Origin of the sequence: Nostoc sp. (assembly GCF_036916575.1) — a bacterium.
Taxonomy (GTDB): Bacteria; Cyanobacteriota; Cyanobacteriia; order Cyanobacteriales; family Nostocaceae; genus Nostoc.
On the sequence record NZ_JBALGC010000042.1, the window covers coordinates 1 to 25,846 of the forward strand.

21 protein-coding genes and 2 pseudogenes are annotated in these 25,846 nt (G+C 38.2%); 13 read left to right on the top strand and 10 right to left on the bottom strand.

The window, feature by feature from the left end; translation table 11 throughout:
• Positions 1-888: 888 nt before the first annotated feature.
• The 3 genes and pseudogenes from V7L29_RS11110 to V7L29_RS11120 form a co-directional block, all read left to right on the top strand.
• Positions 889-1,470 (top strand): retropepsin-like aspartic protease family protein, encoded by a 582-nt coding sequence (locus V7L29_RS11110; RefSeq protein WP_334688596.1) that lies wholly within the window; start codon positions 889-891, stop codon positions 1,468-1,470.
• A 109-nt stretch (positions 1,471-1,579) separates the two neighbouring features.
• Entirely contained in the window at positions 1,580-1,972 is a 393-nt protein-coding gene (locus V7L29_RS11115; RefSeq protein ID WP_334688597.1) for a carboxymuconolactone decarboxylase family protein, read from the top strand.
• A 70-nt stretch (positions 1,973-2,042) separates the two neighbouring features.
• Positions 2,043-2,129, top strand: a pseudogene (locus tag V7L29_RS11120) (alpha/beta fold hydrolase); the annotation flags it as partial.
• A gap of 113 nt (positions 2,130-2,242) precedes the next feature.
• On the opposite strand, the gene V7L29_RS11125 reads toward V7L29_RS11120, so the two are convergent.
• Together V7L29_RS11125 and V7L29_RS11130 are read right to left on the bottom strand one after the other, a co-directional pair.
• Positions 2,243-2,590: a hypothetical protein gene (locus V7L29_RS11125; RefSeq protein WP_334735495.1), complete on the bottom strand. Its 348-nt coding sequence runs from the start codon at positions 2,588-2,590 to the stop codon at positions 2,243-2,245.
• An 80-nt stretch (positions 2,591-2,670) separates the two neighbouring features.
• Complete coding sequence (locus V7L29_RS11130) at positions 2,671-4,155, bottom strand: CIA30 family protein (protein WP_334735496.1); 1,485 nt, start codon at positions 4,153-4,155, stop codon at positions 2,671-2,673.
• 146 nt (positions 4,156-4,301) lie between these two features.
• On the opposite strand from V7L29_RS11130, the gene V7L29_RS11135 reads away from it, so the two are divergent.
• From V7L29_RS11135 to V7L29_RS11145, 3 genes are all read left to right on the top strand, one after another.
• The gene (locus V7L29_RS11135) at positions 4,302-4,598 is read left to right on the top strand and encodes a hypothetical protein (protein ID WP_334690677.1); all 297 of its coding nucleotides are present in this window, start codon (positions 4,302-4,304) and stop codon (positions 4,596-4,598) included.
• A gap of 93 nt (positions 4,599-4,691) precedes the next feature.
• Positions 4,692-5,201, top strand: a complete 510-nt coding sequence (locus V7L29_RS11140) for a HugZ family pyridoxamine 5'-phosphate oxidase (protein ID WP_334690678.1) — start codon at positions 4,692-4,694, stop codon at positions 5,199-5,201.
• Positions 5,202-5,360: 159 nt separating this feature from the next.
• Entirely contained in the window at positions 5,361-6,245 is an 885-nt protein-coding gene (locus V7L29_RS11145) for an alpha/beta fold hydrolase (protein WP_334690679.1), read from the top strand.
• Positions 6,246-6,455: 210 nt separating this feature from the next.
• Here the strand turns inward: V7L29_RS11145 and V7L29_RS11150 are convergent.
• Together V7L29_RS11150 and V7L29_RS11155 are read right to left on the bottom strand one after the other, a co-directional pair.
• Positions 6,456-6,644: pseudogene (locus V7L29_RS11150) on the bottom strand (IS5/IS1182 family transposase); the annotation flags it as partial.
• A gap of 191 nt (positions 6,645-6,835) precedes the next feature.
• Positions 6,836-7,117 (bottom strand): hypothetical protein, encoded by a 282-nt coding sequence (locus tag V7L29_RS11155; protein WP_334690680.1) that lies wholly within the window; start codon positions 7,115-7,117, stop codon positions 6,836-6,838.
• A 368-nt stretch (positions 7,118-7,485) separates the two neighbouring features.
• On the opposite strand from V7L29_RS11155, the gene V7L29_RS11160 reads away from it, so the two are divergent.
• On the top strand, positions 7,486-7,881 hold the full coding sequence (locus tag V7L29_RS11160) for a hypothetical protein (RefSeq protein ID WP_334735497.1): 396 nt from the start codon (positions 7,486-7,488) through the stop codon (positions 7,879-7,881).
• Between the two features lie 309 nt (positions 7,882-8,190).
• On the opposite strand, the gene V7L29_RS11165 is transcribed toward V7L29_RS11160, so the two are convergent.
• On the bottom strand, positions 8,191-8,850 hold the full coding sequence (locus V7L29_RS11165) for a LuxR C-terminal-related transcriptional regulator (protein ID WP_334690682.1): 660 nt from the start codon (positions 8,848-8,850) through the stop codon (positions 8,191-8,193).
• Positions 8,851-8,950: 100 nt separating this feature from the next.
• Between V7L29_RS11165 and V7L29_RS11170 the strand changes: the two genes are divergently transcribed.
• Positions 8,951-9,607, top strand: coding sequence for a DUF3386 domain-containing protein (locus V7L29_RS11170; protein WP_334735498.1), 657 nt, complete (start codon positions 8,951-8,953; stop codon positions 9,605-9,607).
• A 13-nt stretch (positions 9,608-9,620) separates the two neighbouring features.
• On the opposite strand, the gene V7L29_RS11175 is transcribed toward V7L29_RS11170, so the two are convergent.
• Positions 9,621-9,749, bottom strand: a complete 129-nt coding sequence (locus V7L29_RS11175) for a hypothetical protein (protein WP_334690684.1) — start codon at positions 9,747-9,749, stop codon at positions 9,621-9,623.
• A gap of 364 nt (positions 9,750-10,113) precedes the next feature.
• Between V7L29_RS11175 and V7L29_RS11180 the strand changes: the two genes are divergently transcribed.
• Positions 10,114-10,431: a hypothetical protein gene (locus V7L29_RS11180; RefSeq protein WP_334690685.1), complete on the top strand. Its 318-nt coding sequence runs from the start codon at positions 10,114-10,116 to the stop codon at positions 10,429-10,431.
• On the top strand, positions 10,428-10,796 hold the full coding sequence (locus V7L29_RS11185; protein ID WP_334690686.1) for an aspartyl protease: 369 nt from the start codon (positions 10,428-10,430) through the stop codon (positions 10,794-10,796). Before V7L29_RS11180 ends, V7L29_RS11185 begins: the two co-directional genes overlap by 4 nt.
• 44 nt (positions 10,797-10,840) lie before the next feature.
• Here V7L29_RS11185 and V7L29_RS11190 read toward each other — a convergent pair whose 3' ends face one another.
• From V7L29_RS11190 to V7L29_RS11205, 4 genes are all read right to left on the bottom strand, one after another.
• Entirely contained in the window at positions 10,841-11,779 is a 939-nt protein-coding gene (locus V7L29_RS11190) for an extracellular solute-binding protein (protein WP_334690687.1), read from the bottom strand.
• Positions 11,780-12,147: 368 nt separating this feature from the next.
• Entirely contained in the window at positions 12,148-12,825 is a 678-nt protein-coding gene (locus tag V7L29_RS11195) for a hypothetical protein (protein ID WP_334690688.1), read from the bottom strand.
• A gap of 1,189 nt (positions 12,826-14,014) precedes the next feature.
• A complete protein-coding gene (locus V7L29_RS11200) occupies positions 14,015-14,560 on the bottom strand; it encodes an RNA 2'-phosphotransferase (protein WP_334690689.1) in 546 nt (181 codons plus the stop codon).
• A gap of 59 nt (positions 14,561-14,619) precedes the next feature.
• The gene (locus tag V7L29_RS11205; RefSeq protein ID WP_334735499.1) at positions 14,620-15,948 is read right to left on the bottom strand and encodes an amino acid permease; all 1,329 of its coding nucleotides are present in this window, start codon (positions 15,946-15,948) and stop codon (positions 14,620-14,622) included.
• A 594-nt stretch (positions 15,949-16,542) separates the two neighbouring features.
• On the opposite strand from V7L29_RS11205, the gene V7L29_RS11210 reads away from it, so the two are divergent.
• From V7L29_RS11210 to V7L29_RS11220, 3 genes are all read left to right on the top strand, one after another.
• Entirely contained in the window at positions 16,543-17,793 is a 1,251-nt protein-coding gene (locus tag V7L29_RS11210) for a hypothetical protein (protein ID WP_334735500.1), read from the top strand.
• A 102-nt stretch (positions 17,794-17,895) separates the two neighbouring features.
• Positions 17,896-20,205 carry an NAD(P)-binding protein gene (locus V7L29_RS11215; protein WP_334735501.1) on the top strand — a complete coding sequence of 770 codons (2,310 nt, stop codon included), beginning with the start codon at positions 17,896-17,898 and terminating at the stop codon, positions 20,203-20,205.
• Positions 20,206-20,408: 203 nt separating this feature from the next.
• Positions 20,409-25,751, top strand: coding sequence for a trifunctional serine/threonine-protein kinase/ATP-binding protein/sensor histidine kinase (locus tag V7L29_RS11220; protein WP_334735502.1), 5,343 nt, complete (start codon positions 20,409-20,411; stop codon positions 25,749-25,751).
• The last annotated feature ends 95 nt before the right edge of the window (positions 25,752-25,846 follow it).

Below are 25,846 nucleotides of genomic sequence, written 5' to 3' on the forward strand. Positions count from 1 at the left end.
CGCAAAAATAGCTCGATGCCAGGGATGATAATTCAATTCAAACCTCCTCATCATCTTTTGAGGAGGTTTTTGTTATTCCACCAACCTATTGCTAAGGGACTTCCAGAAAATAAAATATACAAGCAATAAAAATAATAATCATTATGAAGGGAGAGGCTGCCATTGGCAGCCTCTCCCTTTCCCTTTTTGTAGTAAATTCGATGATGATTCAATTTTGGGTGCCCAGAGTCCAAGAATGTTTGTGTTGAAACCAATATTTCTCAAGCCTGAGTCTCTTCAAATAAGACTAAGCCATATTTCTCGCCAGTAGGCAAAAAGCCAATTCCTCGATAAACGGCTTGGGCTGCTTAGTTATTATTACCTGTAAACAGGATGGCAGGTTTTACTCCCTGCGATCACGCGTACTGTTTATGAAAATATCATTTTATAACAAAGAGATATTACTATTAAAAATGCGATCGCAACTGCTGTAAATGCGGCAGCAACTCTTGAGTAAGCTAACAAATTTCTCTTATCTAACTTCTTAGTACACCAGATTTAATGTCTTCTAAGTAGTTTTATCATGTCTTTACCTAATCTTTAATTTATCAATCAGTAATTACAGGTAAGATGTATTGATTAAGATGCAATTCTATCATCTAAAAAGAAAATAAAAACATTACTAACTATCTGGAAAATAAAAAATTTATTTTGATACTAGAAAGGAAACATATAAACAGAGATTATAATCTGATTCACATAAAATAAATATTTAAATATTTATTGTAATACAGATTTAAAAATCTTGGATTTTCATTTAATAGACTGGACTTTTAGCACTAATTTTTGCAGTAATTATGAGTAAGTTTGTTATCAATAAAAATCAGGAAAATTGGAGAAGAATATAAGATGAAGAATGCTTGGAGGCGTTGGATTATGGCCGTTAACCTAGCTACGATGTCTACAACGGGCGTAGCTGCGGCACTAATGTCAACGCTAGTATTTTTAGCATTCTCTCATCGGGCAACAGCTGACGATCCAGGAGTATGTTACATGGTAACCTCCTCTGGTAAAACCGTTGGATTGGGAAGGCTTTGTGGCAATATTGCCGTACCTTCAGACAACAAAGTTTTTCGAGTCCCAATCAAACGCCGCTTTGCTGGAACTCCTGTGATTGATGTCATCTTCAACGACAAAAAAACCTTTGAAATGATTGTAGATACAGGTGCCAGTGAAACCATTATCACTCTAAGTATGGCGAGTACACTTGAACTCCAGGCTACAGGTACAATGCAAGCTCAAATTGCCGATGGTAGCGAAGTAGAATTCCCAACCAGTAAGGTAAAATCTATTGCAGTAGGTGGAGTTACAGCCAATAATCTTCAGGTAGCGATCGCACCAAAAGCAAGTATTGGCTTACTGGGGCACGATTTCTTTGGCAACTATGATATTAAGATTTTAGAGAAAGAGGTGGAATTTCATCACCGCTAATGTTCGCAGGTAAAAACGTAGTATCCTACATTTTGGTATCTAAAAATAAGTCCAAAATTATGAGGATAAACCCCATAGGATTACTACTTAGCGGAGTGATTGTCAATTCATGACTAAGCTGATTGAATACGAAGAAGCCAGCGACGAAGTACGTGCAGTATATGACGACATCCGCGCCACACGCCAGAATGACTATATCAATAACTTTTGGAAAGCTATAGCCAACCATCCCCCTACCTTAAAACGAACTTGGCAAGCGGTGAAGGAAGTGATGATCGGCCCTGGTGAGATTGATCCACTGATGCGCGAACTAATTTATATCGCCGTAAGTGCGACGAATGGCTGTGAGTACTGCATTGCCTCGCACACAGCCGCGGCGCGTGCTAAGGGGATGAATGATACCATGTTCGGGGAACTAATGGCGATCGCAGCCACTGCCAACATGACCAATCGCCTCGCCAACGGCTATCAAATTCCGGTGGACGAGAAATTTAAGACGTAGAAGTGTAGCCTTGTCTATCCCTGCTTAAAAATAAGGTTTAGCAGAATTATTTACTATGCCCAAGGTTTAGATTAACGGAATTGATTTGTTCTACGACATTAAGGGAATCGGTGAGCCTTTGCTATTAATAGCTGGCTTCCTTTGTGATTATGCCTACCCTCTTCTACCCCCTTTTTAAGGGGGTCGCCACAGGCGGGGGGGGGATCTTAACCGAACCGTATTGAAAGGCAGGGCTTAAGTTCTTAAAAGTAGACAGGGTAATTTAAATATTCAGCGAGTTTCTAATTTAGAAACTCGCGCCTCTAATTTATTGACTTGTTGCTTCAATTCAACCACCAAAGTTGCCAGTCGATCAAACATCCGATCTTGCTGTAATAAGTTACCTCTGGAACCAGTTGACTGTCGTGGGGTAAGTGTTGTTCTTCGGGATGGAGACTGCCTACTTTGACCTAGTTGAGACTCTATCTGGTTTAACCGCGACTCGACACGATTAAAATCTGCTTCCAGGTTGTTGATGCGGGACTCCACTTGCTGCGATGAAGCAGTTTTGGGAAATAACCCGCTCCAGATAATTGTTGCTAAAATCCCAGCAAGTATTAGCACTTGGATTTTTTTCATGTCAATAGCTAAATTACAACAGTCTATTTAGACAAGATGTGTTGATATGCTTATAAAGTATAAGTCTGTATTCACTTCAGTTATTTGTCGTATTCTAAATTATAAAATAGCTTCTGCCAATCGATAGAGTTAAGAGTATTATCTCCCTGTTTGACCTCAAACGTGACATTACAAGCTTTCGGTAGTTTTAGCGCTTGCACACAAAGTTCTGCCACATCCTCACGGCTGATTTTGCCCTTAATATTATCGCCTTGCTCGAATATTAATTCCTTGCCCCCTGATTCCTCAGTTAAGGCACAAGGTCTAATAATCATATAAGGAATTCCACTTTCTCTTAAACTATCTTCTCCCTTCAACTTCCAAGTTAAAATTCCTCCCAATTGATCATTTAATTTCACTGCTGGCGGTTCTTCATCTAAATTAATGCCGGGGCGTCCGGGACGAGTCACACCTGCTGAACTGACAAGAATAAATTGTGGTAAAGTTGTTCCACTATAAGCTTTAATTGATTCCAACTGCAAAGCAAAACCACCTGGAGAAAATTTGGGATTTAAAGCACCATCATGTTCAAATTTGCTCAACATCAGTTGGAATGAACAAATTCTATTCTGCTCAAGTGGCGGCGCATCTTTGACAGTTTTTGCCCGAAAGACGGGAATCAAATCTGCAAAGGGAATGTGAACATCTATCCAGGTATTAGCTAGGGTATCGAAAGAATAGCTATAGCCAATGCCATCCCATTTTGTATCTGTCCGTAGGAATATTTTATAACGCTGACCGTCACCTTTGACGCTCAATTTCACACCTTCGTAACCAGATAAGTTGAAGGGAGGATCAAAATTCTTAGTTCTGACAGAAGCAAATCCACCAGAGTTATCGGTGGAGACATTACCAGCAAACAAAGCTGTATTTTCTACTAATTGGATATTACTGGCACTCACGCCACCCATGACGACATCATCCAACGCTCCCCAGTTTTCTTTTAATTCTGCTGATGGCTTTGTAAAATCAAATATCGGTTTTTCGTTTGCTTGGGGTAGATATTTTGCGGCCGCTTGGACTAAGTTTTTGACACCTTGATATTCTACATTTTCTGGGGTGTCGCCAACAATTTCTGGCTGGTAAAATTTCACACCTTGATAGTATTTGGCTCTATCTGCTGTGTCTCCCTCAACTGGTTGAACGCGCACTGCTGTGCAACAAACTACAGCTTGGATATCAGCCATAACTAAAGGAGTTAAAGTCTCTGGTTGAGTGATATCCGCAACTACTAAATCTATATCATTACCAAGAATCGACCGCGCTTTGTCAATGTCTCGAACTAGTGCGCGAACTTTATAACCTCGTTTGAGCGATCGCTGCACCACTCGTTTACCTACACCACCAGTTGCACCTGCTACTAATATTACACCCACGTTTCTTCCTCCATTGGGTCTATCTTGATTATCCTTAGGACGACCTTGGATTAACTGCTGTACCCAGTTAAGGAAAGGAATTACCTCAAAGTAAGTCAGGGTTTCAATAAACCTGCCTAAATCCCATTGAGAACGATTTTTGTCAGTCATATTTGCGTCCTCATAATTTTCTTAAGTTTAGCCCAATGTCTGTTTCTCTAAATCCTCCGCTACTCAGAACTTGGATAATGCTGAGTTGCTTGAATTAAGGGATAGGAGATACCTCTAACCTATCACCTGTAACCCTATTCCCTTCAATGAGTCAGACTAGTACCGCAAGGCGGAAGTCAAAAGCCACTTGTACTGAGCGTAGCCGTAAAGCCTGCGCTAACTGTTCGCCTTTGGCGTTGCGGCAGGCAGACGCTCTCTACGAGACGCTACGCGTAGCTAGCTTCCCCGAAGGGATACGCGGACTCGCTCTAAGCGAAGCTATGCCGAAGGCTTTACGCTGCGCTATCGGCGGGAACCGCCGCTCAACGCCAGTTCCTTTAAGTGGGGGAACCCCATCAACGGACTGGCTCGACTCTGCGCTATTTACGCGCCCGACATACTAGCTACAATTAAGCCAAATCTTTGGCATTCCATGCCATCGCTCAATCACGTTAGGATACTTAATTAGGTGTTCCTAATCAAACGGTAATTTACTTATGAGCCAACTTGAAAACATTCAAGCTGAGTACGAAAAGTTTCCAGAAGAATTGGAGAGTGTAATCATTAGCACCGTAAGCGCAGAGGCAATACCCAATGCTAGTTATGCTCCATTTGTAATCGATGATTCCAAGAATATCTACATTTACATCAGTGGTCTTTCGACTCATACCAAAAATCTTTATGCCAATCCTCATGTTAGTATCTTGTTTATCGAGGATGAAGCCAAAAGTAATCTAATTTTTGCCCGTCGTCGTTTGAGTTTTGATTGTACAGCAACTTTGATAGAGCGTGAAACTGACAAGTGGAATCAAATTGTTGAGCAATTTCAAGAACGGTTTGGTCAATTTATTGAGGTTTTGCGTGGCTTGTCTGACTTTCGGATTTTCCAGCTAACTCCAAGTGAAGGTCGTTTTGTAGTTGGTTTTGGGGGAGCCTATCATATCAGTGGTGATAACCTCCATCAACTTGTTCAGATCACAGGAGATGCTGACAAAAAGCAAGGATGAATTATCAATTATGAATTAGTTTGACTGTATGCAAATTAAATATGGAACAGCTAAGGAGACAAAAAGTTTACTTACTCCCAGATTTCTCGGTAAGCTTTACTTTATACTTCGTAATTTTGCCTTCGGGTAAAGTGCCATTAAACTAAACTCTTTAATTTTATGCTTCAGTTTCAACCTCCTGGCTTTGGACATAAACTTATCCATACATCCTTGGGGGCAATGGTTTACTATACCCAAACGAATGCACCTTGGGCATTCGCTGATACTGAAGATTTACCCCCACTACTGTTTCTCCACAACTTTGGCGGTGGGGCATCTGCATATGAATGGTCTAAAGTTTACCCGGCTTTTGCCTCTAGTTACCACATTTTAGCCCCTGATTTAATCGGCTGGGGAGAATCGGCTCATCCAGTCCGGGATTATAAAATTAGGGATTATCTCAGCACGATCGCAGAGTTTATCATTCAAAGTTGTCGCCAGCCGGTGACGGTGGTAGCCTCGTCTCTAACAGCCGCTTTTGCTATCCGCCTAGCTATTGTTCAACCCAATTTATTCAAAGCACTGTTTTTGGTGTCCCCCTCTGGATTTGATGATTTTGGACAAGGTGTTGGACGCAGACTTCCGCTTTCGGTAATCAATACGCCTCTGTTGGACAATTTTATTTACATCCTTGGTGCTGAAAATGAAATTGCAGTCCGAAATTTTTTACAAAGTTTTCTGTTTGCTAAGTCACAACGAGTATCCCAAGAGATGGTGGAGGCTTATTTAACCTCTGCACAACAGCCTAATGCCAAGTTTGCCGCTTTGGCATTTTTGCGGGGCGATCTTTATTTTGACTTGAGTTTATATATTCAGCAACTGACAATTCCTACTGTCATCTTTTGGGGAAAAAAGGCACAATTTACTAGCATCAAACTAGGACGGCGCTTGGCTAATTTAAATACAAGGGTAATTCAAGATTTTTATGCGATCGCAGATGCAGGAATATTACCTCATTTGGAAATACCAGAAGTTGTTATTGGTTTATTGCAACGGTATCTTTAGGAGTTAGAAGTTAACTTAGGGAACTCCAAAAAATAAATTATCCAATTTCTAGACTTCACTACGACTTTTCCTCCCTTTGTTAGAAAGCTCCCTGCTCCCCTGCCAAGAGAGCGTACCCCTACGGGGAAGCAAGCTACACGTAGCGTCCCGCAGGGATGGGATATTTTTTGATTTGGAAGTCTCTTATAATAGACCTCTTGCAAAAGTCACTCAGGAAGATTTGATTTTGGAGAGACAAAGCTTATAATTGTAGAGAGCAGCAATCAGATTAAACCTTAAACTAAATCTTTTTCGGCGATTTCTATAAGTAAGGGACAAAATTTTAAATACCTTTAACTTCCGATTTACATGCTCACCTAAAACTATAATTCTGGCTAATTCTTGATTACTCTTTTTATCCTCATAACTTAATTTACTCACTCTAGCTCAAACCCTTGCGGGGTAAGGGAAATACATCAAATGCCCGAAAACGCCTAAAACTCAGATATATCAACAAACCAAGCAAAACAATGTCAAAACTATTTGGGATATACGTTTGAGGTCATTTTATCGGTGTTTTTTTGCCTAAGTCCCACTATCAGTTAAGGTGACTAAATTCGCTCTTTATGGTGATAAAAAACCGTAAATAGAATCAATTTATCCGTTTTCTGGGAAGTTGTTAACATTACCAAAATATGACTTGCTTGCATCCAAGCGGTAATCAGCCTTGGAAAAACTTTAGTACCGAATAAATCAGATTTAATAATGGCAATATTACCCATTTTTTCTGAGTTTTTGTTTGCCATAATTGCTGGAAGTTGTTGTAATATTTTGATAATAATTGTTTTTTGTGAATTGACAAAAGTGGAGGAAAAGTGTACTAATTTATCCAATCTTTGATAACAGTTTGATATATTCGAGAGTCGTTTTCGGATAATGCTCTCTTTGGCTTGTTATATAAACTTTCGATAGAAAGGCAGTATTGCTCGTTGCTCGTGCCCATAGACTAATTGGAAATAAGCTGTTCCACATCTAGTTTGCATATCTAAATTCAATTAACGTCTTGTGGAGTGGGCATCTTGCTTGCCCTAATGGGAGCAAGTTAAAAGTGGAACAGCTTATCATTCATCTAACAAATTACCTCTTCCCCAAGATTTAAAAAGTCTTTCTTTTTTATAACTGAGATATGCCTTTTGTTAGAAGGATAATTACCTTTTTGTCGTTACTCTTTAGTTTGTACTCAAAAAACAACCTAATTGGCATGATAAATTTGATTTATAGGACGGTTGGTCACATCAGTTCCCTGCTTAAAGGACTTCAGGTAAAATCTTTTTTGGCTGTTGTCCTAGTTGGTTTTCTAGTGCTGACGACGAATGTTAGTTATGGGGACAAGGACAAAGGATTAGGTGAGAGAGTTCGTGAACAAGTAGAGCAAGATGATGCTCAAAGACCGAGAACAATAGGGGAGTGGAATAAAGAAGCTCGTGAAACGAAAGGTTCTCTTGGTAAACGACTTGAGAAGATTGGAAAAGAGTCAGCAGAAGCCTTTAAACAATTTGGATCTGGGTACGTAGAGGGTGCTCAGAAAACTGCTAGTGATGTAGGGGACAGTGCGGCAGATACAGCCAAAGATATCTCTAACACAGTTAGACGCTAAATGCGTTACAATGCTCTATTGGCAGCAACGAGCACTAATAACTTTTCGCCAATAAATGAGTCACAATAGGGATGCTGGTGTGTAACCAACGAAGTTTTTTTAAGACTTGGGTAACGCGCTTACCCTTGTTGATGACAGATTGTAGACGTTTTTCAGTTGCAGAAAATATAGGCCTTTAGTAGGGGCGCACAGCTAGCTGTGCGCCCTTACAAATTGCTGTACTTCACGCATTCAATATCCTGGGGCAGAGTGTATGACTAGTACACTGTGGAGGAAGTTTGCCTACCTTTAACAAGGGGCTTAAGCGTCCTAATCTTGTAGCTTTGCAACCATTTCCGCACGCGCCGAAACCTTCAACTTACGAAACATCCTCTTCAAAGCTTGTTTGACAGAATTTTGCGTAATCCAAAGTTTTTCCCCAATTTCCGCATTCGTTAATCCCTGCGCCACTAACTCGGCAATTTCTAACTCACGCACTGTTAAAGGACTTACTAACAAGGAATTGGATGTTTTTGGTTTTGTCCGTAGAGTCGCCATTTTTGCTGATAAATGAATACATAAGGCACTCAGATCAGCTAAATCGTTGCCATTAAAAGCAGGATTTCCCTTGTCACGAGCTAAGTTAAGCGTTCCTACAAGACGACCATCGCAAACAATTGGCCCGGTCATTACGTGTTCATGATCGGAACGCGAGCAAAAATGCTTCCAGTCTCCTGGTGATAATAATAACTGCTCATGGGCGGGAGCATGACGCTCAACCACGTAACGCCCGACTGGATTGCTTTCTAAGCATACTGCCGGAATTCCCTGAACATCAATTTCAGTCGTTGGTTGCTCATCTAGGAAATAAATACCCCAATTTTGCACGCCAAAATGCTCACCAATTTTATCTGTAAGAGCTAGTCTTAATTCTTGCTCATTTTGGACATTGGCGATCGCATGAAATACGGCGTAGAGAGAATTAGCCATAAGTGTACCCAGTTGGGGACTATCCAAGCCTCAACAATTACTTCTATGCTAATACCAAGAAAACTAAAACGCTAATAACAGTAGCGACTAGGAGAAGCACATGACAGTTACAAAACTCTCTGCTCAGGAACTTTTCCGGGCTGCTTATGAGAACCGCTATACTTGGGACAAGGATTTCCCTGGTTATACCGCAAATATCACCTTTAAGCATGATGATAAAGTGTTTACAGGCAAAGTTATCATCAAGGCCAATCTCAAAGCCGAAGTTTTGGATGTAAATGACGAGTCGGCCAAGCAAGCAATTCATGGTCAAGCATGGGAGATAGCAATTCACCGCATCCGCCGCAGCTTTGAAGACACCCACAGCGCCAATACGTTTAGCTATGGTAAAACTGACGAAACTGGTGCAGTTGAGCTTTTAATGGGTGGTAAAGCTGAGGGCGATAAATACAAAGTCCGCAATAATGAAGTGTGCCATGTTCACCGTCTAATTCACGGTACTTATGTGACAATTGACACATTCAGCAGTCACGATACCGGGTCAGGCTACTTGTCCCATACCTATGACTCTGTGTACCATGACCCCAAAACTGGCGAACAAAAGGGCGGTAGAAGCGAATTTACGGATGAATATGAAAAAGTTGGTGACTATTTCATCCTAAATCGTCGAGAGATTCGCACCGAGACAGCAGGACAAGTATCTATTCAGGAATTTATCTTCTCTAATATCAAATTGTTGGAACCTGTTGCTGCTTAATTTGTATTCTGCATTATAAATAGAAGCGATCGCTCCCTTCAACTAAAGAGCGATCGCTTTTATTTTTTGGCGTTTGGAGTTCTGAACACGAACTTTTGAGAAAAAAGCTCGGTGTTTCCAGTTCTAAGGTAAGCTGTTCCACATTTAACTTGCATATATTGCAATATAGTTCAGTTAAGCATTTCTTCCTTCTCTTTCTTCTCTTCCTTTGCGTTCTTCGCGCCCTTGGCGGTTCGTTAAAAAAACTGACTTTGATAAAGAGTTAAGCCTTAACTGAACTGTATTGGCATATATTGGGCGGGCGAGACGCCCACCTCACAATAAATGTAAAATTTCAGATTATGCAAACTAGATGTGGTTTAGCTTAGAACTATGAACTTCAAAAGGCGAAAATCATAAATCACACTACTGCAACTGAGTGCAAACGTGACTAACAAAGGCGATCGCTTCAGATATAATCAACATATAAAAACTAAACCCCTACTATTTAGCAAATAGTAAACAAAATGACAGAACTATCTTCTAATCAAACACCGCATCGAGGAAGAGTATTTCCAGAACATCAACTATCACCTGAAGAAAAAGCACGACGCAAGGCTGAAGATGAGGTATTTTATCAGCGTTGTCGAGTAGTATTTGACAAAGTTCAACCAGAGTTAATCAAAGAACACTACAACTGGTTTATAGTCATTGAGCCTGATAGTGGAGAATATTTTATAGATCCAAATGAGGATGTTGCCAGAACAAAGGCTCGTGAAAAATATTCTGACAAAATGCGGCTCATCATGCGCCTCAATCAGAGGGGAACTTGTGGCAGAATATGATTTTTGGAGAATTTAATAGTCAAGGTGAGTTAATCTTTGAAATTGGTTTAGTTACATCTGATGAAGATGTTATACCAGTAAATGCACTTCTAGATACAGGATTCACTGGTTGGCTAGCACTTGATAACCAAGATGCTTTGAGTTTAGGGTGGATTCTTAACATAAATGAACAACGAGATATGCAAACAGCATGGGGAGAAGCACGGTTTAATCTTTATGAGGGAACCGTGCTTTTAGATGGAGAAGAGTTCACCATAGAAGTTATGGGTGGAGATGAACTCGATAACATTCTTTTGGGTGTGCGTTGGTTACAGATAAAACGATTAGTGGCAGAATTTACAGCAGGAGTGTTGACATTGGGATAAAGGCGATCACTTTATTATTAGTTAGAGGATCGCTTTCTCTGATTTTAAACTTGTATCTTTTGCTTTTGCTCTGCTAATTTTTTCTTGAGTGCTAAACCCATAGCCGCAGTTAGTAATAGTCCGTAAACATAGTTGGGTTCAGGTACTGATTTGGTGGGGCTAAGAAATCCATACTTATGCAAAACTTCCTGTCCTTTCTGTGACAAAATATAATCTGCTAGTTTCTGTGCATTCGGGTCAGCATTTTTGAGAACTGTTAAACCAAATGGCGCTTTAACAGACAAATAATCTGGTAGCCCAACTACTTGCAGACTCGGGTCAATTTTTTGCGATGCGATCGCGCCAGTATAATAAGTCAAGAAAACATCTGCTTGCTGAGTCTTGTTTAGAAAATACACTAAGCTGTCCTGTCCTGATGGGACTATTGGGGTATTCGTTCCACCTGTTAATCGCAAGGCTTTACTATTGAGGGTATCAAAACTACCAGGGTTTTTGGAATTAGCTCGAGTAAATATCTGTTGAGTATAGTCTCCAAGAGGATCTAATATAGGTGTTGAAGTTCCCAACTTGATGTTGGGATTTAGTAAGTAATCTAACACCTGATTTGGTGTAATTTTTGCCTGGGAATACTTTGAGGAAAACACCGCTACAATCTGGTTTTGAGTAAATTCCACTGGTTGACTGCTCAACCCCTTAATATAAAGTTTTTGTGGATTTCCAATATCTGCACTAGCAAAGACATCAGCAGTAGGCTGTCCAAGTTTGAGTTCTGTTTCTATTGCTTGTTCTCTAATCCCTGATGGCCCAAATAGTGTACTCACTCCTATTCCTGTTTCTTGAGTGAAGTCTTGGCTTACTTCCGTTAGTGCAGGTCTTAAACTACCTGCTCCATATAAGTTGAGATTAGCTGCAAAAGCTTGATTTGGTATCACAACACTAAATACACAAGCTACCAAAGAACCTGTCAAAAAATATTTTTTCATCTGTTCGCTAAAATCTTCAAGTTTTTGGGTATTTTATTCTCAAGGTTCAGACTACCAATTTAGTTGGAAAAATGTCAATTACTTTATATAGACAAATGTTGGCTTTGTGACAATACGGTTCGATTAATAAAGTTATCAATTGAGGCAATCAGGAGGAGAAATTATTCAGTAGGGAAAGAAAGAATTATTGCTCAATAACTCTTTTTCCTCCCCTGCCTCAACAGCTTATCCGAACCGTATTGAGCATTGTTAATTATTGAAGACATGTGGGCGAAAACAAGCTTTTCGCCAGTCATACTCAATAGATTTACAAATGTCTCCATAAATTATTACTGATAGTCTTGAGACTGAGAACCTTAGCCTCTACATCAGAAATATTTTGGTTTCAAAGGAGAAGCAGGAGCGGATAATATGAGAATATTTGTCACATTAGTAACATAACGACCTCCAGCTTTGTCACCTGGAACTACTAAACGAGCAAATCCTTCATCTATTAAAGGCACGACTTTACCATCAGTACCTTTTTTTGCATATGCAACTAACACTGTTTTCCCTTCAAAGTTAGGTTGAATTTCACCAATAGCTACAACTGCACCATAGCAATCTGTGGCATCAACTAGAACATATTGCCGCAGAAAAGAATTTTTAGAATTTAAACCAGAATTCCCAGGTTTAAGACCACCTCCGGCTTTCGGATTATTAATCAATTCCCACAGAGGGACTCCATAGTATGTTTCGGTTCGTGGACCTGAGCCGGTTTGAAAGCTCACAGTGATTTCAGTAACTAATGCTGGATTTTGTTTTTTTAAAGTATCTCGCAAATTTCTGAAGTTTTGCAAGTTATAGGTGGTTGGATTCTTGATTTCTCCACCCAAGCGAAAACTTGGCGAAAAACCTCCAAGACACTTATTTTTATCCGAGAGATATGGTATTTTTTCTTCTTTAGCTGAGGGAAGACCACTTCTTGAGTCAGCTAAAGTAGGCTGCCATAAGACCAGTATTGATAGTATTAAAGACGCAATGGGTATCGTGCGGGTAAAACGCATAAAACATTTCTCCGTTTACTATTGAATATTGAATATTGAAAAAATTAGATAGTTTTGCTCAAAATTGTTTGCTCATCAAAAATTAATCTCGTTATCGCCAAAACTGAGCAAGTTGACAATAAATTTTGTTAGCTTAAAATCAAAACGGTTCTATAGTTAAACTTTAAACTCCTTATCAGACAATACAAAATAGCTAGTTTTCAATATGAGTTATTAAAAACTGATGAATCCTTACGCCAAAGTTAGCCGCAAACGCCTTATTAGATTTGCGTTTTTCAAAATGGATAAGTGTATCTGTGTAATCTACTGAAGATAATACCAACTTATTGAGTAAATTATCAAATAATATGGTAATCAAACCCTAACAAAATTAATTTTTATTTCTTTTTAAAATAGTTAAGCTTAATATTGTAAAGAAACTTGCTGTCGTTATCTGCCTTATAAATAGATAACTATCAAGCCAATAAACTGTTTACAAGTGAGACTCACCTGTAAATTGGAAAACTGTCCGAGTTGTGGAGAAGGGTTGTAGTTGTGCTGACACTATTTATGCATTTCCCCATCCTCAGGCACTAAGATACCACTGGTTATAGACTGGCTTTCACCTTAAGTTGACACTAATGGGCATTGCCGTGCCCCTACGGGTGTGCCTTACGTAAACGAGAACCGCTATATATAGCAGCGCTTCTCGTACCCTGCCAGAAGCCTTGAGACTTGATAGCGAGGAACAAGCGTCGGACTCGCTATTGATGGCGATCGCTTCTGTGAACGCTGCACTGATCTTAGATTCGCGTGTGGAATCGGAACATCTCCCATCTTTTATATTCTCAGCCTTAAAGCAAGGATGCAAGGACAGTTAAAACATGTTAAGCAGATAGTTCAAAACATTTTGCCTTGCCAATTTTTTTGGTGATAGGTGCGATGTTTTACGGCAAGCTTTCATTTACATTCTGATCGCCCACCAACTCGTACCATTTTGGATTTTGGATTTTGGATTAGGAATTGCTTTCTGCATCTGGGTTTTGTGAATCTATCTGTCGCAATCATTTTTCAAACTGGTATTACTACAAGCACAAATCAACTCTATCGATTCACACTAATCATTAACGAAGTAGAATAGCGATGTCTACGACGGGCTAACAGTTTCTTTTTTAATATTTCTAAATAAATCTTAACAATCTTTTCAAATTCAAATTTTTTGTAGATACTCAGGTGGCACATGATCCACTAACCAAACACCATTAGCAGAACAATAGAATATGTAACCTGCCTGATGCATTGCCGCAGCATATACAGCAAAAACCACTGCTTTTCCATGTCTTGCACCAACAGTTTCTGCTGTTGCAATATCTTTCGATAAATGGACATGATGTCGTGACATTTTGCCAAGTCCTGTTTGCAGAATTGACTCTACAGATTTACGTCCCGTGCCGTGATAAAGTTCATTTGGGGGAACAATAGCTTCTAATTGTAAATCGACTTTTACACTATGTCCTTGGTTCGCACGAATAAAAGTACCTGTAGAATCAAAAGAAAAGCGTTGTTTATCGTTGGATTCAACTACCGCCTGTAATTCATCACGGGTAATCGGAAACTTGTTTTTCGTACAAGCGGTAAGTAGTTCATCAACAGCAACCCAACCGCTGGGAGCAAGTTTAATTCCAATTGCATCAGGTGTGTGTCGCAGATATTTGCTGAGATATTTGCTGATTTTAACCAGGCGAGAATCACTCATTTGATTGTGGTTGGTATATTTATACTACAATTATATGCTTTTATATTACATAATAATTTTTATTGATGGTTTGACTTTGTGTAAATTGACAGAATTTGTCTTCCCATCATGGCTAATGCCACTCCAATCATCACAATGAGTGTTACCTTCCCACCAGGAACGAGTGGTTGATTTGTGCTATCTGAGTTTTCTTGTTGTTGACGTTGTTTCCAACTCATTAACGCCGGAATAATTCCACCTAGAACTGAGATACTAAATGTTCCAGTGTAATCTAGGGCAGTAAAAAAGATGCTGGGATTGAACGTTCCGAGAGTCATAGGAGGGAAAAGAACCAGTGAATAGAGGGGTAGGCGACTAGAAAGTTTGCCCTGTGCAAGTAGGAAAATATCTTTGAACAAATCCAGCAACCCGTAGACAAATCCAATGAATGATGTGACGATCGCAAACTCTGAAAAAATGGATAGTAGTACTGCTAACCATTCTCCCGCACCACCTGCTCGGAGAATTTGCAGTGGATCAAAAATAATTCTACCGTCAGAAGTGCCATGTAGCATATCAGGACTGACGCTTCCTAAAATTACGGCATTCCACGCCACGAACATAATTAGAGGAATCACAGAACCAATAAAGATGGACTGACGAATTTTACGGGCATCCCCTTCGAGTTGCGTCACAACCAGCGGCACAACGTTTTGGAAAAACAGTGCCACAGACATCACTGAAATGGCACTACCAAGGGCACTCCAGTCTTGAAATAACAGTTGGGCACTCTGAATATGTCTTCCTCCCAGCAACAATAATCCCAAGAAGGAAACGATGACAATTCCGACAAAGGCGCTGTTTAATTTTTCAATAAACTTTTCTCGCCCAAGATACATAATCCCACCAAATAAGAGCGTGAAAGTCGTTGTGCCCATCCACATAGGCAACATCTGCACACCCCAGACTTTTGCCGCCGCAGATACTAAAATCTCTCCACCTTGGGTAATGTATGCCACCAAGAGAGCATAATGCATGAATAAATATGCGCCGCCTGCAATTCGCGCTCCCAGCTTACCAAGGGTCTTCTCAACAATTCCCAACAGACCTATACTTGGACGCCCTTCTGTTCGCATCGCGTTTAAGGTCACCTCTGCAATCAATAACCCTGAAACTAAAACGTAGAGCCAAACAGCAATCAGCCCAGATGTAGATGGCACAATACCAGACGGCAGGGTAACAGCTGGTAGGGCGAGAATCCCAGCCCCAACGGTGGTTCCCGCAATCAATGCAGTACTCCCCAATACACTACCCGGTTGATGATTGAGCTTTTTTCCATCAAATGCGAGATGAGAAAGCAACCGAGTGACTTGCTCTGAATCTTTAAGAACAGTCTTTATGGTAACCATACTGAATATCCGCACTTAAACCAAAAAAACAATATTAACATATGTAAATTTTATTGGCAAAAACCCTGATCTTCCTACTTTTTCAGCCAGATTTTCGTGGAAAATAAGCGTAGGCGTAGCCCGTCGTAGACATCGCCACTTGATTATTAACACAATTTTTGGAATATAAATGTCACTTATAGCACTTGATTAAATTTTACTTTGGGCAAATGCATCCGTGCGATCGCGCCTTCTCCCCCAATGCCGTAGCCAATCGTCCCAAACCATCGAACCCCCCAAGAACATCGAAAGCCCTCCTGACATTGGCTATTGGATTGATACTGGTCGAGTTGGTGATAAACCTTGTGCCAAGATTCACTGTCTGAGCAATTTGTTAGAAAAGCCAGTGTAAAGGGAACACTTCAAACAAGACCCTGTGCGGAAGAATTTGATTGTGATTTATTTAACAGATTATCGGGTTTTAGTAAGGACAAATTAAAACTCCTTTGACACAATAGTACAGAAACACAGAGGTATCTAATATTTTCATATCTCTGTACAGATGATCAAGATTAATTTGGTATAAAAATAATCTAGTAAGTTACCCAAGACCCGATGAACACCAACAACCCTTTGCAGACAATGCAAACAACTTTCCATACGGCTTTAGGCGCTGTTAGCGAATTTACTGGCCTACTTCAAGAACCCCAAAAACTCACAAATTACCTTACCCAAATACAACAAAAACCAGATCAATTGTTCCAAGATTTAGCGGTAAAAGGCAAAAATATGGAACAAGATATGAGTAGTTTTTTCAAAAATTACTTTTGCGGAGGTGGTAACAAATCACCATACCCCAAATATATAGAACGAGCTGATGGACAAGCGTTTAATCAACCCTACGAAATCAAAGGGACAAAAATGTATGGCTTTGTCGTTGAAGGTTCAATGGCGAAGTTGCAAGAGGTGTGTGATAAATATCTCAATGATCCCAATAACGGGGAGATTGAATATCGTCCAGCGATGAACTATCTCATCTTGACGTTCAACAAGATAGATTCTTTAAGTTCTATTTATCCCCCCGACTATGACAAAGGAACTGTGCATGAAGAAGAAGCCATCTTTTGGATGTTAACAGTAGTAGGTAAAAGAGTTGGGCCTTTATTCATTGCCGAACGCCTAGCTTGGTTTATGCCTTACTTGTACGTGAATAATTCTCCCATCCTAATTTCTGGTAGAGAAGTCTACGGCTTTTTTAAACAACTTGGTACATTTCAGATTCCTAACTTAAATCAAGAACCGGATTTATTAACCGTAGATACTTTAGTATTTAAAGAATTTTCTCCTACAAGTAAATCTCTAGATGCGCGCTTGCTAGAAGTTCAACGCATCAGTACAGGAGATAAACATCAAGCTATCAAAACATGGGACACTTTTGAAGAAGCAGTGAGAGCGATCGCTAGCTTATTATTTAACAATGACAAGATTGCCATTCCTGGCTTACAGTTGCCCTTTAATCTCCTCGAACATCTCCTAAACAGAGTCGTCCCTCTCGTTACCCTCAAACAAATTCGCGACGTAGAAAACAGCAAAAAGGCTTGCTATCAAGCACTGATTGAATCCCCGATGCAACTACAAAGCTTCTATGGCGGAAAACTCTTTGGATTTAATGGTTTTGGCGATCAATTTCAATTAAAAATCAATAATTTCGCTAGCCAACCAGTCGTCCAAGACTTAGGACTAGGCAAAGGTTATCCCGCAGGTAGCGAATCAGTAAATATCCCTGTAAAGCTTGGTTTCGTCTTGCATTTCGACTTCACTCTCAAAGATGGAAAAACCGTTTGGCAAGCACCAGAGAAAAATTAGTGAGTGCTGTTAACGGTAGCGAGGCGTTTAGCCCGTACTGATTAAATTATCTCTTCTGTCTTTTGCTTCCTTCTTCACCCTTACCACGCAAGGAAAACAACCATGTCCGAAACCTTTAAACCAAAAAAGATCGCTATCTTAGGCGGTGGAATAGCATCATTAACCACCGCTTATGAATTAACTAGTCAACCAGGGTGGGATAGTCTCTACGACATTACTATTTATCAAACAGGTTGGCGTTTAGGTGGTAAATGTGCAACTGGACGCAATATCAAACCCCATGCACCAGATTATGAACCAGACTACCGCATCGAAGAACATGGACTGCACATTTTTTTTGGATTCTACGAAAATGCCTTTCGTCTACTCAAGCAATGCTACGACGAACTTGGTGGCAACGGGCCTTTCAGCACCATAGAAGACGCATTCAAACCCCATAGTTTCATCGTCTTAGAAGAATACATTAATCAAAACTGGGTAACTCTGCCTTTTAACTTCCCTACCAATTCTCTAGTTCCTTGGGAAGGTGGCGGTATTTCTTCTCTTTGGGAATATATTTGCACCACCATTAAATTCGTCATTCAGACTTACGCAGAAATTGAGAATTACGATCAGTTCAATCTTTACAAAACTTCCTCAGGATCTCTTGCCAAACAAATAGCATTAGGCAAAGAGGTAATGGAATTTTTATCAGATAGTAGTCTCTTGCAATTTCCTAGCCAGTTAATTCAGTTATTTTTCCAAGAGCCTAGTTTTTGGGGAAAATGGCTTAACAATATCAACCAATACATTGGCGATATCTTCCAAAACCTAGACTTTAATTCTGAAGGAATATTCTTAAATCTTGCCTACAACCTAGCTCAATCACTGCCTGAAAATACCAAAACTCAAAGACTTGAATATCAGCAGTTAATTCTTAAGCTAATAGACCGTTTTAAAAAACATTTGATCCCTCAGATAGAATCTAAAAGTGAGCAAAATCCTGACATCTTTTGGCGTTTAACACTTATTGACCTAGCATTAGCAAACATCCGGGGTTTATTTATAGATGAGGTAATTCATTTTCGTTCCCTAGACAGTTTAGATGAGTACAACTACATAGACTGGCTACGAAAACACGGAGCTAGGGAATCAAGTGTTAAATCAGCATTTATTCGCGTTTTATACGATTTAGTGTATGGTTTTCCAGAAGGCAATACCAATAAACCGCAACTAGCAGCAGGAACAGCTATCCGTATCCTCATCACGATGTTGTTCAAATACAATGGCGCAATCATGTGGAAAATGCAATCAGGGATGGCGGAGGTAGTCATCACTCCACTATATGAAGTGCTAAAGCGTCGCGGTGTAAAATTCAAGTTCTTCCATGTTACCAAGCAGTTGCACTTGGATAAAGATCAGCAATCAATTGCAAGTATCACTTTGGCTCGCCAAGTAAATTTAAAAAACCCAGAGCAAGAATATCAACCACTCATCAAAGTTAAAGACATTCGTTGCTGGCCTAATGAACCTCTTTATAATCAGATTGTCGATGAAGAAGCCCAAAAACTCCAAGACCAAGAAATTAACCTTGAGTCATATTGGACACCTTGGCAGAATGTAGACAAAATCACCCTCACTAAAGGCGATGATTTCGATATTGTGTTGCTGGGAATTTCTATAGCCGCCTTACCCTCTATTTGCAGTGAATTGCTCCATGCTAAAAAAAATCCAGCGCATCAAAAATGGCACGATATGTTAACTCAAGTTAAGACAGTAACTACTCAAGGCGGACAAATATGGCTTAAGCCTACCTTACCACAATTGGGATGGCAAAAATCTAGTCATGTGCTAGGAGCTTATATTGAACCACTTGATGTTTATGCAGATATGAGCGAGTTAATAGTGCGAGAAAATTGGCCTTCTAAGCATTATCCTTACACTGTAGCTTATTTGACCGGCGTAATTGCAGATCCAGGTATTCCTCCCCATACAGAATATGATTTTCCAGCTATAGCCCAAAAAAAAGTAGAGCAACAAGCAATTCACTTCCTCAACAATTACATCGGACACCTTTGGGCTAATCCTACTCACCCCAAAAATCCCCAAGGTTTGAATTGGAATTTACTAGTAGATTTTCAAAACCGTCAGGGAGTAGAACGCTTTAAAGCTCAATACTGGCGAATTAACATTAACCCATCAGAACGCTATGTACTTTCTGTACCTGGAAGTACCAAGTATCGACTCAAAACTGATGAATCTGGGTTTGGTAACCTTTACCTAACTGGGGACTGGATTAACAACGGTTACAATTCTGGTTGCGTGGAAGCTACAGTAATGTCTGCAATGCAAGCAACACGAGCTATTCTATACCAATGCTTTCATATAAAATACACCAAAAAAATTATTGGTGAGTGGGATTCTTGGTTATAAAGGTATATTCAAATTAATGAGGTACATTTTGACGAACTCAATAAAATTTAGAATGATCTAGGTTTTGACAACCTAGATCATTTGGTGGTTTTATACATTTTTAAAGCTTGTTGAATAACGACTTTAAAAATATATTCATTCTCTGAATAATAGGATCATCATTTTCCTATTTTGAAAAATTGTTTAAAATATTAATCTAAAAAATGATTACATTATCTAATTACCAAATTCTGGAATTAATTTATGAAGGAACCAAAACTACTGTTTATCGAGCTAGCAGAAATAAAGATAGTAAACTAGTAGTTATTAAACTTTTGAAAACAGAATACTCTGAGCTAAAAGACATAGCGGCATTCAAACATGAATATGAAGTGATAAAAAATTTAAATATCCCAGGAGTCATTCAAGCTTATGGCTTAGAAAAATATAACAATGGTTTTGCCATTGTATTAGAAAATTTTGATGGTAATTCTCTCTACAAAATTATCCAGACAGAAAAAATCGGGTTACTTGATTTTCTCAATATAAGTATTAAAATCACCCAAGCTTTAGGTGAATTACACCAAAATTATATTATTCATAAAGATATTAAACCACAGAATATTATTGTTAATTTAGCAACTCATCAAGTTAAAATTATTGATTTTTCTATCTCATCACTGCTTTTTCAAGAAAAACTCAAACTCAGTAATCCTGATTTGCTTGAAGGAACTCTAGCCTATATGTCTCCAGAGCAAACAGGAAGAATGAACCGAACAGTTGATTACCGTACAGACTTCTATTCGTTGGGTGTAACTTTTTATGAAATGCTCACAGGTCAGTTACCGTTTCTAGCAACTGATCCAATGGAATTAGTTCATTGTCATATTGCCAGACAACCTACAACAGTAGATCAGTTAATCCCAGAAATCCCTCAAGTAATTTCTGCAATTATTATGAAATTACTCAGCAAAACTGCTGAGGAAAGATATCAAAGTGCTTTTGGGATTAAAGCTGATTTAGAAAACTGTCTCAATCAGTTAAAGCAAACTAATTCTATAATCGAATTTTCCATTGGTCAGCAGGATCAGTCTAGCCAACTACAAATTCCCGAAAAGTTGTATGGACGAGAAACAGAAATAGATATCTTAATGACTGCTTTTGAAAAAGTTAATCAAGGAAATAAAGAATTAATATTAGTTGCGGGTTATTCTGGTATTGGGAAATCAGCATTAGTAAATGAAATCCATAAGCCTGTTATCAAAAACAAAGGCTATTTTATTGCTGGGAAATTTGAGCAATTTCAGCGCAATATCCCTTATGCTTCTCTGATTCAAGCATTTCAAGAGTTAATGCAGCAATTACTAACAGAAAGTGAAGTTCAATTAGCTACTTGGAAAGAAAAACTTTTAGAGGCTCTAGTTCCAAATGCTCAAATTATTATTGATGTCATTCCTGAATTAGAACTGATTATCGGTAAACAACCAGAAGTACCACAATTAGCTTCAGCAGAAGCACAAAATCGCTTTAACTTGGTTTTTCAAAAGTTTATAAATTTGTTTGCTCAAAAAGAGCATCCATTAGTTCTATTTTTAGATGATTTACAATGGGCAGATTTAGCTTCACTAAAATTAATTCAGTTATTGGTTACAGATACTGATATTCAATATTTATTGATAATCGGAGCTTATAGAGATAATGAAGTTGATACCAGTCATCCTTTAATGTTAGTTTTACGAGAAATTGAAAAAAATAGTAGCTCTGTCAAGATTATTAATTGTCAAAATCTAAAAATTGCTGATGTTTGTCAATTAGTTAGCGACACCCTAAAATCTAGTTTAGAGAGTTCTCAAGAATTAGCAAAATTAATTTTCAATAAAACTGCTGGTAATCCATTTTTTATCAATCAATTAATCAAATTTATTCATCAAGAAAATCTACTTTTTTTTAACTTTACTACTGATCAATGGCAATGGAACATTCAGCAGATTCATATGCTAGGAATTACTGATAATGTTGTTGAATTAATGATAGATAAAATTCAACAGCTCAAAAACACTACACAAAATATTTTAAAAATAGCTGCCTGTATTGGCAATCGATTTAATTTAAATATACTCTCTTGTGTTAATGAAAAATCTCATAATGACACAGCATTAGATATTTGGGAAGCACTACAAGCTGGTTTAGTTATACCTTTAAATGATAGTTATAAACTACCACAGCTATTAGAGAATGTTGATATTTTTGTAATTGATTATAAGTTTCTTCATGATCGCGTGCAACAAGCAGCCTATGCATTAATACCCGATGAACAGAAAAAGGAGATTCACTTAAATATTGGTAGACTGCTATTAAAGAATATAGATGAAAGTTTACTAGAAGAAAAAATCTTTGATATTGTTAACCAGTTAAATATCGGTAGTGAACTAATTTGTTCTCCAGTAGAAAGATATAAACTAGCTGAGTTAAATCTAATTTCTGGACGGAAAGCTAAGGATTCTGCTGCTTACGAATCTGCTGTAAGTTTTCTTAATACAGGTCTAAGTTTACTTGCAGTTGATTGTTGGCAAAATCATTATGAATTAACTCTTGAACTTCATGTAGAAACAGTAGAAGCAGAATATTTAAATACAAATTTTGAGCAAGCAGAGGTATTATTTTTCAGTGTTATAAGTAATAGTAAAACTATTCTTGATACTGTAAAAGTATATGAGAAAAAGATTCAGTTTGATGTTGCTCAAAATAGAATGCGAGAAGCATTAGATTTAGATTTGCAGGTGCTAGAGATGCTGGGAGTTTCATTGTCTCAAACTCCACCAACAGAGTTAACAATTGAAGAATTAGTCAATCTGCCAGAAATGACTGATGCTCATAAGCTAGCTGCTATGAGGATACTAATGACAGCCATGCCTCCCGCTTATTTAGCAGATCCTGCACTTTTACTACTGATTGCTTTTACAATGGTTGATTTATGTGTGCAGTATGGCAATTCATCTTTTGCAGCTTATGCCTATGGTTTTTATGGGCTAATTTTATGTGGCCCTCTTAAGGATATTGAATCAGGATATCGTTTTGGTAAATTATCTTTGCAGATTTTAGAGCAATTCAACGCTAGAGAAATAAAATCTAAAGTGTATGCACTATTTAATATTTTTGTTAGACATTGGAAAGAACATATTCAAGCAACTATAGAACCTTTACAAGATGGTGTTCAAAGTGGTTTAGATACAGGGGATATTGAGTACGTAGGTTACAATGGCTTATTAGTTTGTTGGCATCCTTTCTGGGCTGGAGAAAATTTAGATATTCTTGAAAAAAGACTAGAACAATATATTAATCTAGCACACAAAATACAACAAGAACATTTTACCGTTTGTTTGCTTATTTTAAAACAGATGATAATTGAACTAGTTCAAAGACAGAATAATAAATCTTACTTAGAAGGTGAGAGTTTTAATGAATCAGTAATGCAGCGAATGGCAGGAAATATTACAGCCATCTTTTATGCTTATCTTGGCAAAAGTATTTTAAGTTATTTCTTTAAAGATTATGGTCAGTCTGTTAAAAATGCTCAATTAGCACAACAGTATGAAGTTGCAGCTAGTGGAACTGCTTATCTACCTCAATATAAGTTTTATTATTCTCTAGCATTGTTGGCTTTATGTTTAAATACTACTTCCCAAATAGATATAAAAACTGTTATGGAGAAAGTGGAAGACAATCAAAAACAATTAAAAGAATGGGCGACTCATGCACCTGTAAATAATCAGCACAAATATGAACTAGTAGAAGCAGAAAAAGCACGATTTTTAGGACAAGTATTAGTAGCGATGGAACACTATGATCGTGCAATTAAAGGCGCTCATAATTTTGGATATATTCATGAAGAGGCGCTAGCTTATGAATGTGCAGCAGAATTTTATCTTAGTTTAGGAAGAAATGAATTTGCTTCACTATACATGACAAAGGCACATTATGGTTATCGTTGTTGGGGAGCAGATGCTAAATTTAAGGATTTGGAATTAAAATACCCAGAGTTAATTGCTAAGATTTCCACGAACTCTCAAGTAGGGTTTCTAAGTAATACTATTACTACTTCCACTATCAATAAAAAGTCAAGTGGACTAGATTTGCTCACAGTTATTAAAGCATCACAAGCTTTATCAGAAGTAATTCTACTGGAAAATTTGCTAGAAAAATTAATGGAAATTGTGATTGAGAATGCTGGTGCCCAGACTGGTATTTTGCTTTTAGATAAAGGAGGAAGATTATTTATTGAAGCTCAAGCAAGTGTAGAACAAGATGATTTAACTGTTGGTCAATCAATACCACTAAAAAATAATCAACAATTACCTATATCTGTAATTAATTATGTTACAAGAACCCAAAAAGATGTGGTTTTGTCTGATGCCAGTAACGAAGGAAGTTTTACGATAGATCCGTATATTATTGACCACCAAATAAAATCGCTCATGTGTACTTCTATCGTTCATAAAGGAAAATTAATTGGGTTAGTTTATTTAGAAAATAATTTAACAGTGGGAGCATTTACTTCGGATAGAATACAATTATTAAAAATCCTGTTTTCCCAAGCAGCTATTTCTTTAGAAAATGCCGGATTTTACGCCAATTTAGAAGATAAAATCGAGGAAAGAACTAGGGAATTAAATGAAAGCAATGTGCGATTAAAGCAAACACTGCACAAATTAAAACTAACTCAAAGCCAGCTTATTCAGACAGAAAAAATGTCTAGTCTCGGACAAATGATTGCTGGTATTGCTCATGAAATTAATAACCCTGTAAGTTTTATTCATGGCAATCTAGATCACATTGACGATTACACACAAGGTTTACTTAATTTAATTAATATTTATCAAAATATTTATCCCGATATTGCACCAGAAATTGAAAAGTTTTTAGAGAATTTTGATGTTGATTTTATTAAAGAAGATATACCTAAAATTTTAGATTCTATGAGAATTGGCACGCAACGCATTGAGGAAATTGTGCTGACATTGCGTAATTTCTCTCGGTTAGATGAGGCTGAGATGAAACCTGTTAACATTCATGAGGGAATTGAGAGTACCTTATTAATTTTGCAAAACCGTCTTCAAGTCAAACCAGGTAAGCCTGCAATTGAGATTATCAAACATTACGGTGATTTGCCAAAAATTGAATGTTATCCTGGGCAACTAAATCAGGTATTTATGAATATTTTGAATAATGCGATTGATACTTTAGAAAAGTTAAATCAGGAAAGAAAAGCAGAGGAGATTACGAATAATTTTAGTGCGATCGCTATTCGTACTCAAGTAATCAATCCTGATTTAATCGTCATTTCCATTAAAGATAATGGGGTAGGTATGAGTGATAGTGTTAGACAAAAAATATTTGATCCTTTTTTCACTACTAAACCTGTAGGAAAAGGTACTGGTTTAGGATTATCAATCACTTATCAAATCGTAGTAGACAAACATCACGGTACAATAGAGTGCATTTCTGCACCTGGACAAGGCGCAGAGTTTATTATTCAAATTCCCTGTTCGCAAAAGCGGGTAATCTAAGATCTGACTTTTCCCGTTAAGTCTTGAAATGCTTACTGGTAAAGGATTCAAGAAACAGCGCAGCATATACGGTACAGTAATTAAAATTCGGTGCT